We start from the raw sequence: 13,683 nt of genomic DNA, 5'->3' as shown, positions 1-13,683 counted from the left end.
GTGATGTCCCCCTTTAGCCATTGGAGGTAGACCGCGGCGCAGCCGTCGATTTGCTGGGTTGTGGCGATGCATCGCTGCAAGGTCTCCGCGTAGGCGTCGCCGCTTAGCGCATTGCTCCCATCGTGCGTGCAGTCGAGCTTGTTGGCGAGAAGGTTGCTCTGCATCCATGCGGCGTGGGCCTTTGCCAGGGGTTCGACGTGCTGGGCGTGCAGCGCGTCAGACTGCGTCTTGAACTCATTGCGCCACGCGCTATGGAGTTCCGGTTTGAAGCGGCGCAGGTAATTTGCCCATGATCCACGCTGGGCCGACTCGATGGTCTGCAGCGAGGGATGCCTGATCGCTGCGTACAACTCCTCCAGGCCCGCCTGACCGGCCATCCCGGCATCGTTCTCGAGCCTGTCCGCAGAGTCCTTTGCATCCTTGAACACTTGCCACCTCACCTTCTCGTCATTGGACTGCCGCAGCGACTTGATGGCGCCATCCAGTGCAACCAGATTCCGATGCGTGGTGGGATAGTTACCATAGCCGTTCTTCTTGTCGTACTTGCCCGCCGGGACGTAGGTGTCCAGCAAGCGCTCCTGATGCCAGTGGATCAGGGCGGCGAGGTCTTGCGCAACGCCGGCGGGGTCGTCCAGTGCGATGATGGCGGCCTGCATGTCCGGGCTGCGGCGGCGGCAGGCTGATTGGGTGGCATCGGTCCGCCCTACGCGTCCACCAAAGTTCGGCGCGGAAGGCGGCATGAAGGCGCGGGGCCCGACCGGCGCCGATCTTGCGACAGTTACGTAGTCGGCCACGGTGGTGGCCAGGGCGTCGATCGGCACCGCATGGGGCGTGTTGCCCCGGCCATTGCCGGGCGGCTTGCCCGGTGTGATCTGATGCGCTTTGGCCCACGCGCCGGCGTCAAACGGACGCATGTGCAGTTCGCGCAGCGGCTTGCCGGCGGCTCCTCGGTGCGCGTCCATGACGGTCCGCGTCCATTGCACGTCGGAGTAGCCAAACCAGACAATGCCAGCCTGCGTAGCATCGGCGATGCCGATGCAGCCAGCCAGTTCCACGTGGACGGCGTCACTGCAGGGCTTGAGCGACCTCGAGCTTTCCGTTATGCCGGCCTCCGCAGGAAAGCTCGTGTAGTAGCCCTCCTCCGTGATCCAGTACCCCGTCATCCAATCGCGCTTTTCGTCGTACACGTATAGATAGCCGCAGCGCAGCAGGCGGGTGGTGTAGCGGGCGCTGCCATGCAGCGTCAGGTCCTGCTTCTGGCCTTTGCCGACGCTACGGGCGGAATCTTCCACCTTCAGTGGCGCGGTCACCGCCGGCAGGCCCATGTCGATGGGTGCGACGGCATAACGCACGGGCAGGATGAGCAGGCCACGCTTGTCGCAATAGTTGCACTTCTTTTCGATGGCCATAGACGTCAAATCCCCAAGGTTCGCGTGTGCGAGGTATCCGCAGACAGCAAGGCATTACGCCTTGCGCGCTGCAAGATAAACGCTCTTCTTTGGAAGGGGGAATGCCTTTGACGGTGAATTCAGCCGTTCCTTGTCCAGGATCGACCGTCACGCCACATTGAGACTTGTCTTATGTGGCAACCACATTGCGTGTGCTAGAAGCCGCGAATCGACTAGGCGACCGCGGAAGCCGGCAAGCCGAATTCCTCGCCCAGCGCCCGGCGGGCGGCTTGCAGCGCGCGGCGGGCKGCCGCGGCGTCCTGGCCCAGGCGTAGCAGGCCGGGCAGGTGATGGGGGGCCTTGAGCAGGCCGATGAGGATGGCGCCGATATCGGTGCTGCCATCGGCGCCCATGCCGGCCACGGCCAGCGGTGGCACGGGGCGGTCGGCCGGGTCCACCACCACGCGCAGCGCGGTGAAGGGCAGGCCGTGCGCGCGGGCTATGCGGGCGGCGATGTGCGATTCCATGTCTACCGCCAGCGCGCCGTGCAGGCCATGCAGCGCGGCCTTGTCCGCCACGGTGGTCACGGCGGTGTCGGCGCCGGCCAGCAGGCCGGGCACCGCCTGCGGCAGCGCGCGGCGTAGGGCGGCGCTCCAGAACGGGTCGGTGCGGAACGATTCGGCGCCCGCGCGCACGCCGGTGGCCACGATGACCGTGCCCGGCGGCAGCGTCGGGTCGAGCCCGCCCGCCACGCCAAAGCTGATCACCCCCGCGAAGCCGCCCGCGCGGCCATGCTTCAATGCCTGGTCGAGGGCCCGCGCCAGCGCGGCGTCACGGCGGCCGTACAGCGTTTCGATACCGGGGCCGGCTGCGATCTSCGCCTCGAAGCGCATGCCGCTCACCGCCAGCACCGGGGCGTGGGCGGGGCTCACAGGCCCCACGCCACGGCGTGGTTACCCTCGCGCAGCAGGTTGCGGAAGCGCGCCAGCGCCCACAGCGGGAAGAAGCGTGCATAGCCGTGGTAGCGCAGGTAGAACACGCGCGGGAAGCCCACGGCCGTGAAATACGGCTCGTCCCAGAAACCATGGCTGGCCTGCGTGCGCAGCAGGAATTCCACGCCGCGCACCACCGCCGGATGGTCGCCGGCGCCGGCTGCCATCAGGCCCAGCATGGCCCAGGCGGTCTGCGAGGCCGTGCTCGGCGCGCGCTCGTAGCCGCGATAGGCGATCTTGTAGCTGTCGCCCGACTCGCCCCAGCCGCCGTCCGGGTTCTGGATCGACAGCAGCCACTTGGCCGCGCGCTGCACTTCGGGCGCGTTGGCGCCGATGCCGGCGGCGTTCAGGCCGCACAGCGCGCTCCACGTGCCATAGATATAGTTGGTGCCCCAGCGGCCGAACCAGCTGCCGTCCGCTTCCTGCTCGTCCAGCAGGTAGCGCAGCGCGCGCGCGGCGGGCTCGCTGTTGGCCGGCATCTGGCCGAGCTGGCAGAGCATGGCCAGGCAGCGCGCCGAGACATCGGCCGTGGGCGGGTCCAGCAGCGCGCCGTGGTCGGCGAACGGGATGTTGTTCAGGTAGAGATGGGTGTTCTCGGGCTCGAAGGCGCCCCAGCCACCGTTGCTGCTCTGCATGCCGACGACCCACTCGCAGGCACGCGCCACGGCGGTCTTGTAGCGGTCGGTCCGGTCGCCCTTGTCGGCGCGGTCCATCGCGGCGGCCACCACGGCGGTGTCGTCCACGTCCGGATAGTGGGCATTGGCGTACTGGAAGGCCCAGCCGCCGGGCCGCACGTCCGGGCGGCGCACGATCCAGTCGCCCTTGAGGTCGAGTTCCTGCAGCGGCACCAGCCAGTCCAGGCCGCGCACGGCGGCGGCGATGGCGCGCGGCTCGCCCACTTCCAGCAGCGCGTGGCTGGCCAGCGAAGTGTCCCAGACCGGCGACAGGCAGGGCTGGCAATAGGCTTCATCGTCGCGGACGACCAGCAGCTTGTCGATCGAGCGGCGCGCRATGGCGCGGTTCGGGTCGCTCTCGGGCACGCCGAGCACGTCGAACATCAGCACCGAGTTGACCATCGCCGGGAAGATGGCGCCGAGGCCGTCTTCGCCGTTCAGGCGCTCCACGGTGAACGTGCGGGCGCGCTCGATGGCCCGCGCGCGCAGGCTGCGCGGGAACAGCGGCTCGGCCACGCGCACCACGGCGTCCAGCGCGCGGAACACGCCCACCCAGAGCGGGCTCTGGTGCGGCGCGCGCGCCGGCAGCCGGGTGGACTGGGCCGGGCGCAGGAACAGTTCGTCGATGCCGATCTTGCGCGGGTTGCGCGCCCGCGGACGCAGGCTGTTCAGCACCAGCAGCGGCACGATCACCGTGCGCGCCCAGTACGAGACCTTGGAGAGATGGAACGGGAACCACTGCGGCAGCAGCATGATTTCCACGGGCATCATCGGCACGGCCTGCCACGGCATCACGCCGTACAGGGCCAGCAGGGTGCGCGTGAAGACGTTGCTCGCCTCGGCGCCGCCCATCCCGTGGATGGCGGCGCGGGCGCGGCGCATGTGCGCGGCCTCGGGGTCGTCCCCGGCCATCTTGAGCGCGAAGTAGCCCTTCACGCTGGCGCTGATGTCGGAGGCGCCCGCGTGGAACAGCGGCCAGCCGCCATCGGCGTTCTGGATGCGGCGCAGGTAGTTGGCGATCTTGCCCTCGAGCACCGGGTCGGCCTGCTCGCCGAGGTAATGCACCATCAGGATGTATTCGGCCGGGATGGTGGCGTCGGCTTCCAGCTCATAGACCCAGTGGCCATCGGCCTGTTGCTGGGCGAGCAGGGTATCCACGGCATGAGCGATGCCGGCGTCGAGCGGGTCCGGCAGGGCAGGCTGGGCGAGCCGGTTCACGCTGGCAGCCAGCGCGTCGGTGGTGGCGAATTCGGGGCGGGTGATCGTTGCGGCCTGGTTCATCAATTCTGGGGGCACTTCTCTCTCTGCGGATGGCGCGCCGGGCGGCGGCCCATCCTCTTCCATATTAGGTGTGTCGGGTCAGGCAATGGCATGCCGGAGCAGGATCCACACGAGCTTGGCCTTGGGCACGCGCACACGCGTGCGCGGCGGCTGCCAGCCACGCGCCAGCAGGCGCGTGAGAATGCCGTGGTAGACCTCGAACATGATGCGCGGCGAGCGCACCACGCGCGCCGGGCAGCGCGCCATGATGGCGGCGGAGGCGTCGTAGTGAGCCTGCGCTTCCCGCGCCAGGCCCTGGCAGACCGYGCCAATGGCGGGGTGATGGATCACCGCGTGCGGCGTGCCGATCGGGATGCCGGCGGCGGCCAGCGCCTCGGCGGGCAGGTACAGGCGGCCGATGCCGGCGTCCTCGTCGATATCGCGCAGGATATTAGTCAGCTGCAGCGCGCGGCCCAAATGGTGCGCCAGCGCAATGCCGGGTGCTTCGTCGATGCCGAACACGCGTACGGCCAGCCGGCCCACGGCGCTGGCCACGCGGTCGCAATAGGTGTCCAGCGTGGCGGCGTCCGGCGCGACGATGGTCGACACGACGTCCATGATCATGCCGTCGATGACGTCGCAGAAGTCTTGCTGCTGGAGGTTGAATGCCTGAATCTGCACATTCAGCGGCTCAAGCGCGGCGGGCGCCCGGCCGGCGTAGCAGGCGGCGATGTCCGCGCGCCATTGCTCGAGCGCGGCCAGACGGTCGGCGTGCTGGGTGTCGCCATCGGCAATATCGTCCACGGCGCGGCAAAACGCGTAGATCTCGAACATGGCCTGCCGCTGGGAGGCGGGCAGGATGCGCATGGCCGTGTGGAACGAGCTGCCCGATGACACGGCGGCTCCCGCGAGCGGGGCGCCTGGCGTTGCGATTTCAGTACCGGCCACGGGTTTCCTCGGCACGCTTGTCGGGTCCGCGGGGCCTGTCAGACGCCGTCCGGTGGACTGCCATGGAAACTGCGGGATGGCGCTGTGCGGACGGAGCCGCGGGCGGGGCGCGGATTCGGAGTTTTTTGAAGTCGGGCGATTATAACAACTTCATTGCAAGCGAGCGATGTGGCGAAATCCGCACTATATGTGGATGGACGATCACTCTTGCGGCGTGGACTCGCGTACCGGCGCTGCCCGGCGGTGCATCGGCCAGATAACCTGGGYGGCCTCGCCGTCCAGGCGGTAGGCGTGGCAGGTATCCAGCACCCAGGGCTGGGGCAGCGGGGTGCTGCCGTGGAGCTTGGTGTGCCAGGGCGTTTCCTCGCGCTGGATCGACATCATGGTCTGCATCGCCGTGGTGGCCAGCGGGCCGAGCAGGTCGGTCAGGTGCGTGCAACCGCGCACGCCGGCCAGCCGTTGCCGGGCTGCCTGATGAAAGCCCTTGCCGATGTGCAGCCCGATCAGGGTGGCGTAGGCGGCGTTGATCTCGGCGCAGTAAGGCGTGGGGCCGGTCTCGGTACGGGCGGCGAAGTGGTGGATCACCATGCCGGCATCGACGGTCATGGTCAGGTGCATCCGGTGCAGGTGGCCGCCGGCGGGCAGGTCGGTGAACGGCAGCTCGGTGGCGACGGCGGAGATGTCCTGCATCTCGGCCTCGATGTCGTAGCGCCCATCGTCGCGCAGGTAGCCGCGGCACAGGATGCTGCGGGTATGCCGCAGCGTACGGCCGGGGGGCGTGGTGGCGTCTGGTACGGCGTTGGCCATGGTCGTCATCCTTGGGACTGTGGGGGTCTGTCAGGGATGATGCCGTTCCCGGGGGGGTGGGGGTCCCCCCAAGAACGGGTGGCCGGGGGGCGGTCAGAAGATCTGGCGCACGCCGATCGTGACGCCGACCATGTTCTGCTGGCCAGACATGGTCGGGTACTTGAAGGCGTAGGCCGTGGCCAGGCCGTCGAAGCTCAGCCCGCCGTTGTGGGCGTAGCCGACCGACATATAGACGTCGGTGCGCTTGCTGAAGTTGTAGGTGGTGGTGAAGGTGACCTGCTGCATATTGGGCGGATTGGTCTCGGCCGCCGTGGCCGTGGCGCGCGCGCCCTTCACGTCCGCGTAGTAGTAGGCCAGCGAGAGGCCCCAGGCCGGCGTGGCCTGGTAGTTCACGCCCGCCCACCAGTAGTCGTCACGCAGCAGCGTGGCGCCGCTGGCGAACTCGCCCTTGTTGTAGCGATAGCCAAGCGTGAACTTGAACGGGCCGGTGTTGTAGAGGCCCGCCGCGCCGAGCTTGGTCATCTTGCCCGGTGCGCCGACCTGCGCCGCCGGGCGCCATTCGTCGGCAGCAATCGCCAGGCCCAGGCCGGTGCCGTTCAGGTACATCAGCGAGGCGCCGTAGCCGGTGTTGTCCTTGAAGTTGCCCGGCACCTCGCCGGCGCCGCCGTTGGCCAGGGCGATGGCGGCGTTCTGCACGGCCACGCCGGTGCCGAACGAGAAGTGCGCGGCGGCCTGGATCGGGCCCCACTTGCCGATGTACTTGGCCATGTTGTCTTCGCGGTAGTTCAGGCCCATCCACCAGATGCCCGGCTCGTACGTGGCGGCGAAGCGCATCGGCGCGAAGTTGGCCATGCCCTCGAAGAACGAGGTGTACTGGCGGCCGAAGGTCAGCTTGCCGAAGGCATCGTTCTGCAGGCCGACGAACGACTGGCGATTGAACAGCGGTACGCCCTGCAGGGAACCGCTATCCCACTGGAAGCCACTTTCGAGCACGAACAGCGCCTGGTTGCCGGCGCCGAGGTCTTCCACACCACGCAGGCCCCAGCGCGAGGCGGACAGACCGCCCACGGAGGGCATGCCGACGCGGCTGCCGCCCTGGTTGGGCGTGGCGGCCGAGGCGGCGACCCGGTTGACGTACTCGATGGAACCATCGACCACGCCATACAACGTGACGCTCGTCTGCGCATGGGCCGTGATCGCGAGCGGGGCCAGCGCTGCCAGGGTAATGAACTTCCGTTTCATGCTTGAGGGTCTCCTTATCGTTCTAGGAACCAGCGCATTGGCTGGCTGCGCGTCCGCTTTCACGGCGCACGCACAGTAAAGCGCGGATGCCCTTCAAACCTGCCCACTCCCGATGGGCGGACTGTGGCATTTGCGCACTACCCATCCGTGCAGACCCTTACCTCCTTCGCACGCTGTCTTGCCCAACGTCGCCCAAAAAAAATCCGACCCTGAGGTCGGAGTAAAGGCCATCGCCGGAACCGACATCCAGCGATGGAGGGCCTGTTCAGGAAAGCTTCAGCGGTACAGCGGGGCCGCATGCCGGGCGGGTACCACGGCCCAGACGGCAAACGGTTCGAACGGGGGCACGCGCCGCACCCATTGCGTGGCGCAGGTGCCGCAGCGATACCGGCATTCGGCCGCCCCATGGGGCCGGGGCGGCTCGTTGACGCCGTCCCGCGCCAGTTCGGCATGCGGGGTATAGCGGCGGATGTCCTGGCGCAGGTCGTCGCAGTCGCCACACATGTCGGGCGCGACGGCTGGCGATGTCGATGGCGCTGCCACAGACGTCGCCGGGGTGTCGTCGCGCATCGGACGGCTGCCCGGCGCGCGGCTCCATCGCTGCACGCTGGCCCAGTAGAGCGCGCGCAGGGCGCGGTCCGTGGTGCCGGCGGCGGTGCGCCGGCCGATCTCCAGATGCCCCTGCTGGAGCAGCCCCTGCTCCGCGCCGCAGGCCAGGCAGACCAGTTGCCGCCGGCCTTGCGCCTGCCGGATCCACTGGTCGAGCAGCCGCGCGCGCGAGGCCGCCGCATCGCGGCTGGGCATGCCATGCCGCGCCAGCGTGCGGTCCAGTTCATCGCGCACCGCGCGCACCTCCGCGATCAGGGCGGACAGCTTCGGCTGGAGGCGCCCGGCCGGTTGCGGCGCGGCGCCGCGTTGGGTTGCACTCGCCATCACAACGCTCCGCTCAAGCCTTGGCGGAAGAACGCCAGACGCTGGCGGCGCCTTGCGCCAGCCCGGCCGCGATTTCGGCCGTATGCTGACCGTGCGTCGGGATGGCGCCGGGCTGGCGCGCCTCGCCGTCGAAGCGCGGCGCCGGCGCGGCCTGGAGCCGGCCTTCGCTCTCCACATAGACGCCACGCGCCACGTTGTGCGGGTGCCTGGCCGCTTCCTCGGGGCTCAGCACCGGGCCGAAGCAGACGTCCGTGTTCTCCAGCAGCGCGCTCCATTCGGCGCGGGTGCGGCTGGCGAACAGTTCCGCGAAGTGCCGGTGCAGTTCCGGCCAGCGCTTGCGGTCCCACTGCCGTGCGAAGCGCGGATCCTCGGCCACGCCGAGCTTTTCCAGCAGCAGCGCGTAGAACTGCGGCTCGATCGACCCGACCGTGATGCAGTGCCCGTCCGCGCAGCGGTAGGTGGCGTAGAARTGCGAGCTGTCGAAGATGTTGTCGCCGCGCTGGCCGGTGACGAAGCCCTTGGCCTGCGTGGCGAGCAGCAGTTGCAGCATGTGCGCCGAGCCGTCGACGATGGCCGCATCGACCACCGTGCCCTTGCCCGTGGCGCGCGCGTTGAGGATGCCGGACAGCAGGCCAATCGCCAGATACAGCGCGCCGCCGCCGATGTCGCCCACCACGGTGATGGCGGAGGAGGGCGGCTCGACCGGCCCGCCGTTGTAGTACAGCGCGCCCGACAGCGAGATGTAGTTGTTRTCGTGCCCGGCGGCCTGCGCCATCGGGCCGGACTGGCCCCAGCCGGTCATCCGGCCGTAGACCAGGCGGGGATTGCGCGCGTGGCAGGCATCGGGGCCCAGGCCCAGGCGCTCCATCACGCCGGGGCGCATGCCTTCGATCAGCGCGTCGGCGTCCTCGATCAGGCGCAGCACCAGTTCGCGGCCTTCCGGCGTCTTGAGGTCGGCCACGACCGAGCGCTTGCCGCGGTTGATCACGTTGCCTGCGGGGGGTGGCGTGCCCGTACCCGTGCCCGCGGGCAGGCTGCGTTCCACCGCGATCACATCCGCGCCGAGGTCTGCCAGATGCATGGCGCAAAACGGCCCCGGGCCAATACCGCAGATTTCCACGATCCTGATGCCAGACAACATGTGTTTCTACCGTTGGATGAAAGGAGGGGCCTAGGTTACGGTCAGGCCCTCCCACCCCCCCCCCCCGCATCGGGTAGGTAGCGGGGTCAGTCCAGCCGGGCGCCCGTGCTCATCACCAGCCGCTGTTGCACCGGGTACATCGCCTCGTAGTTGGCCAGCGCCTGCTTGCTGCTGTTGCCGATCGGCTCCATGGCGATGGCGCGCATGCGGGCGCGGATCGGCTCCGAGGCAATCGCGGCGCGTGCAGCACTTTCCAGCTTTTCGACGACCGGGGCGGGCGTGTTGGCCGGCACCATCATCACCACGCGGCCGGTGACCTGGAACTCCGGATCGGTCAGGCCGGCCTCGGCCAGCGTCTGCACGTTGGGCAGGCCGGGCAGGCGGCGGTCCGACGCCACCGCCAGCACCTTGAGCTTGCCGGTTTCGACGAACGGCTTGGCGGCGAAGGCGGAGACGAAGGCGAGGTCGATCTGGCCGCCCACGAGGTCCTGGATCATCGGTGCCTCGCCCTTGTAGGCTACGTGCGTGATGTCGGCCTTGCGCGTGCGGGCCAGGTGCGARCTGACCAGATGGCCGTAGGAGCCCACCCCCCACGAGCCGAAGCTGGCGTGGTGGTGCGCGGTCCAGTCCAGCAACTCCTTCATGTCCTTGGCCGGCACGTTCGGGCTGGCCACCAGCAACACGCCGGCGGTGCAGATCTCGGTGACGAAGGCCAGTTCCTTGCGGGTGTCGTACGGCAGCTTCGTATACAGGAACTGATTGTTCAGGATCGCCTGGGTCAGTGTGATGCTGACCGTGTAGCCATCGGCAGGTGCCTTGGCCACCACATTCGTGCCGATCATGCCGGACGCGCCGGGACGGTTTTCGACGATGACCGGCTGGCCGAGGCGCTTGCCCATGTCATCGGCCAGCGCGCGCGAGACAATGTCGGCGGCGCCGCCCGGGGTGAACGGCAGGACGAAGGTGATCGGGCGGTTGGGGTAGGGCGCTTGCGCCGCCGCGGCCTGGGCGAGGCATGCCAGTACGAGCATGCAGGTCTTCTTGAACATCGTGTCTCCTGGTCGGCGCGGTCAGGCCGCGCATCGTGATTTTTGGCGCTGCGGCGGGAAGGGGATCCCTGCCGCCGACGCCATCATGCACGGCGCCTGCGCGTCACGACCCACCCGGTCCGGGTGGACGTTGGGGAGGCCCGGGCCCCCGTGCGCGCCGGAAACCCAGGCGCGGCGCGGCCTACAGACTGACCCCGATGGTCCGGGTGCTGGCGCGTCTCTATAATGCGGGGTTCCCATCGCGCAGAATCCTGCCTGGGTGACGAGCCCGGCACAATCGACACACATGTCTTCGTATGACCCGGCGCCGAAGCCATTGTCGGAGGCTTCCGCGCGCAACTTCGAGCCCATCGCCGGTACCAAGCTGGTACCGCCACGGCCCGCCCGCCGCCCGCTGGCGCGGGAGGCCCTTGCGGCGCGCCTGCTCGAAGCGCGGCACAAGCGCTGCGTAATCGTTCAGGGGCCGGCCGGGTGCGGCAAGACGTCCGCGCTCGTCAGCTGGCGTCAGTCGCTGGTGTCGCTGGGCTTCGAGGTGGCGTGGCTGTCCTTGTCCGAGGAGGACGACGATCCGGCCCGCTTCTTCGATTGCCTGCTCGCCAGCATCGGCTTGATCGATGCCGACATCGTCCGCGACGCGGCGTCGCTGGTGGGCGACGGCAGCGATGCCTCGGCCATCGAGCATTGGGTGGTCACGCTGATCGAGGCCATTGCCGCGCAGCCCCGCGACCTCGTGCTGATCCTGGACGATGTGCACCTCCTAGAGGACGCCCGCATCTGGCAGATGCTGCAATGGCTGTTCGACTATGCGCCGCCGCACCTGCACATCGTGCTCTGTTCGCGCGCCGCGTTGCCGCTCTCGCTGGCGCGGCTCGATTCGCAGGGACTGGTGGCCACGCTGGACCTGCGCGACCTGCGCTTCAGCCCCGAGGAGTCCGAAGCCTACCTGCGCGACCAGCTCGGCGAGATCTCGCCGCGTGACGCGCGCCGCCTGCACGAACTGACCGATGGCTGGATTGCTGGCCTGCAGCTGTTCGCGCTCGACATCAAGGCCAAGCACGGCACCGGCACGCCGGGCTTCTTCCCCGGTTCCACCAGCACGCTGCGCGACGCCAGCGCCTTTGCCGATTATTTCGAGCACGAGGTGCTGCGCCAGCTCGGCACGGACGACCAGGAACTGCTGACCTGCGTGGCCATCTGCAGCCGCTTCTGCGCGCCGCTGTGCGCCACGCTGGTGGGCGAGCCGCGCGCCGTGGCGCGCATGACCACCCGGTTGGTGCGGCTGGACAGCAGCAACCTGTTCATCATTCAGGTCAGCGGCCACGACCATGAAAGCTGGTATCGGCTGCACCCGCTGTTGCGCGAGGTGCTGCTGGCGCGCGTGGCGCGCATGCCGCAGGCCCGGCAGCATGCGCTGCACGCGGCGGCGTGGCGCTGGTTCGAGCAGCGCGGGCAGGTGGAGGAGGCGGTCCGGCACGCGGTGATGGCCGGCGAGGCCGGCGCGGCGGCCGACGCSATCCAGACCTGCGCGCCCGAGTTGCTTGCGCGCGGTAGTTTCCGCCAGTTGAGTGGCCTGCTGCGCCTGCTGCCCGTCGCGCAGATCGAGTCGCGCTTCGCGCTGCAGCTGATGCAGGCCCACGTGGATTTGCGCTCGCTCAGGCTGGACGCCACCGCGCGGGCCATCCCCCGGCTGGAAGCCCAGGCCGCGGCGCTGGGCGCCCGCGAGCGCTTCGCGGTCATCGTGCTGCGCGGGGCCATGGCGCTGATGCGCGACGATATCGGCGCGGCGGTGGCCCTGCTGCCCGAACTCGAAGCCGCCCCGCCCGATGCCGACGATTTCGTGCTGACCTCGCGCGCCAACGTGCTGGGCTGGCTGCACATGCATCGGGGCGAGTACGAACGCGCCCGCCAGATACTGGCCGATGGCACGCATCACGGCGGTGGCGGCATGCTCAGCAACCTGATCGGGCGATGCCTGTCCGGCCTGAGCCTGTCGATCGAAGGCAGGATGCTCCAGGCCGAGCCCGTGTTCCGGCAGGTGCTGCACGAGGCCGACCAGCTTGGCGCCGAGTACGTCGGCGTGGCCCACATGGCGGCGGTGCTGCTGAGCGAGACGTTCTACGAACTCAACGAGATCGACGCCGTCTGCACGCTGCTGGAGCGRTGGATTGGCCAGYTGGAAACGGTGTCGGTGCCGGATGCGACGCTGCGCGCGCTGCTGATGCTGTCGCTGTCGCACCGCGTGGCTGGCCGGCGGCTGGAGGCCGCGGCCTGCCTGGACCGCCTGGAGGACTACGCGGTRCGCAACAACCTCGACCGCCTGCTGGTGATGGCGCTCAACGTGCGCTCCCGCTGGCAGTTGCGCGAAGGCGAGACCGATCTGGCCGAGGCGACCATCGAGCGCGTGCGCAAGCTGGCCGCCGTCAACGCGGGCCGGACCGATGTGTGGGAGATCGCCGCGCACGCGCAGTTGGCCTGCATCGGCCTGTGCCTGCATCGGCATGATTTCGACGGGGCGCTGGCCCGGCTCCACCCGATGCTCTCCAGCCCGGTGCTGGCGTCGCGCGGCCGGCATGGCGCCATCGTCCATATGCAATGCGCGGTGGCCGAGAACGGCCGGGGCAATGGCCGTGCCGCGCGGGAACATCTGGTCGAGGCGCTGCGCCTGGGCCACCGGCTKGGCCTGCTGCGCAGCCTGCTCGATGCCACCTCGGGCGGCGTCACGCTGCTGCGCACGGTGCTGGCCGAAGGCACGCTCGATCCCGTACTGGCGTTTTATACGAAGCGGCTGCTCGAGGCATCGGGCCGCTGGCGCGAGCGCGAGGCGCCCGCCGCGCCGGCCCGCCGCTCCGCGCCGATCAAGGCCCTGAGCGAGCGCGAGACCGAGGTGCTGACCTTGATCTCCCAGGCGATGTCGAACAAGATGGTGGCGCGCACGCTGGCAGTCTCGCCCGAGACCGTGAAGTGGCACCTCAAGAATATCTTCATGAAACTGGGCGTGAGCGGACGCGACGAGGCGGTGGCGCTGCTGCGCGACCTCGCCGCCGATGCGCCCGCCAGCGGCAAGCCGTCCGCCAGCCGTCCGTCTTCCCAGTAGTTCCGCCGTACCGCTGCACCGCCACCCCCCACCCCCCCGTACCGGGGAGGGGTGACGCCGTCGCACCGCTGTAACGTCCAGATCCGTGGGCGGGCGTCCTTCCGGCATCTCTTTCGGCATGCCCGCCTGTTTGTCCGTCCCATCGCATTTAGAGG

10 protein-coding genes are annotated in these 13,683 nt (G+C 69.1%); 1 reads left to right on the top strand and 9 read right to left on the bottom strand.

Annotation, left to right across the window (positions count from 1 at the left end; translation table 11 throughout):
• The 9 genes from AB4Z27_RS09085 to AB4Z27_RS09045 all read right to left on the bottom strand — a co-directional run.
• The coding region (locus AB4Z27_RS09085) for a T6SS effector BTH_I2691 family protein (protein ID WP_441644300.1) at positions 1 to 1,409 on the bottom strand (1,409 nt) is incomplete at its 3' end.
• A gap of 212 nt (positions 1,410 to 1,621) precedes the next feature.
• Positions 1,622 to 2,320, bottom strand: coding sequence for a phosphorylase (locus tag AB4Z27_RS09080; RefSeq protein WP_441644299.1), 699 nt, complete (start codon positions 2,318 to 2,320; stop codon positions 1,622 to 1,624).
• Positions 2,317 to 4,335 (bottom strand): squalene--hopene cyclase, encoded by a 2,019-nt coding sequence (gene shc / locus AB4Z27_RS09075; protein WP_441644298.1) that lies wholly within the window; start codon positions 4,333 to 4,335, stop codon positions 2,317 to 2,319. Before shc ends, AB4Z27_RS09080 begins: the two co-directional genes overlap by 4 nt.
• Before the next feature lie 78 nt (positions 4,336 to 4,413).
• On the bottom strand, positions 4,414 to 5,262 hold the full coding sequence (gene hpnD / locus AB4Z27_RS09070; RefSeq protein ID WP_441644297.1) for a presqualene diphosphate synthase HpnD: 849 nt from the start codon (positions 5,260 to 5,262) through the stop codon (positions 4,414 to 4,416).
• Between the two features lie 201 nt (positions 5,263 to 5,463).
• A complete protein-coding gene (locus tag AB4Z27_RS09065; protein WP_441644296.1) occupies positions 5,464 to 6,069 on the bottom strand; it encodes a DUF2889 domain-containing protein in 606 nt (201 codons plus the stop codon).
• 93 nt (positions 6,070 to 6,162) lie between these two features.
• Complete coding sequence (locus tag AB4Z27_RS09060) at positions 6,163 to 7,311, bottom strand: porin (RefSeq protein ID WP_092297020.1); 1,149 nt, start codon at positions 7,309 to 7,311, stop codon at positions 6,163 to 6,165.
• Between the two features lie 276 nt (positions 7,312 to 7,587).
• Positions 7,588 to 8,244, bottom strand: coding sequence for a hypothetical protein (locus AB4Z27_RS09055; protein WP_092297023.1), 657 nt, complete (start codon positions 8,242 to 8,244; stop codon positions 7,588 to 7,590).
• 13 nt (positions 8,245 to 8,257) lie between these two features.
• Positions 8,258 to 9,385, bottom strand: a complete 1,128-nt coding sequence (locus AB4Z27_RS09050; RefSeq protein ID WP_441592871.1) for a CaiB/BaiF CoA transferase family protein — start codon at positions 9,383 to 9,385, stop codon at positions 8,258 to 8,260.
• An 86-nt stretch (positions 9,386 to 9,471) separates the two neighbouring features.
• Positions 9,472 to 10,434: a tripartite tricarboxylate transporter substrate binding protein gene (locus AB4Z27_RS09045; protein ID WP_092297028.1), complete on the bottom strand. Its 963-nt coding sequence runs from the start codon at positions 10,432 to 10,434 to the stop codon at positions 9,472 to 9,474.
• A gap of 286 nt (positions 10,435 to 10,720) precedes the next feature.
• Between AB4Z27_RS09045 and AB4Z27_RS09040 the strand changes: the two genes are divergently transcribed.
• Positions 10,721 to 13,528, top strand: a complete 2,808-nt coding sequence (locus tag AB4Z27_RS09040) for a LuxR C-terminal-related transcriptional regulator (protein WP_441592872.1) — start codon at positions 10,721 to 10,723, stop codon at positions 13,526 to 13,528.
• The last annotated feature ends 155 nt before the right edge of the window (positions 13,529 to 13,683 follow it).

The sequence above is a fragment of the Cupriavidus sp. KB_39 genome, assembly GCF_052114485.1.
Taxonomy (GTDB): domain Bacteria; phylum Pseudomonadota; class Gammaproteobacteria; order Burkholderiales; family Burkholderiaceae; genus Cupriavidus.
Note: the sequence above shows the minus strand (reverse complement) of the source record. Positions and strands in the feature narration are given on the sequence as shown.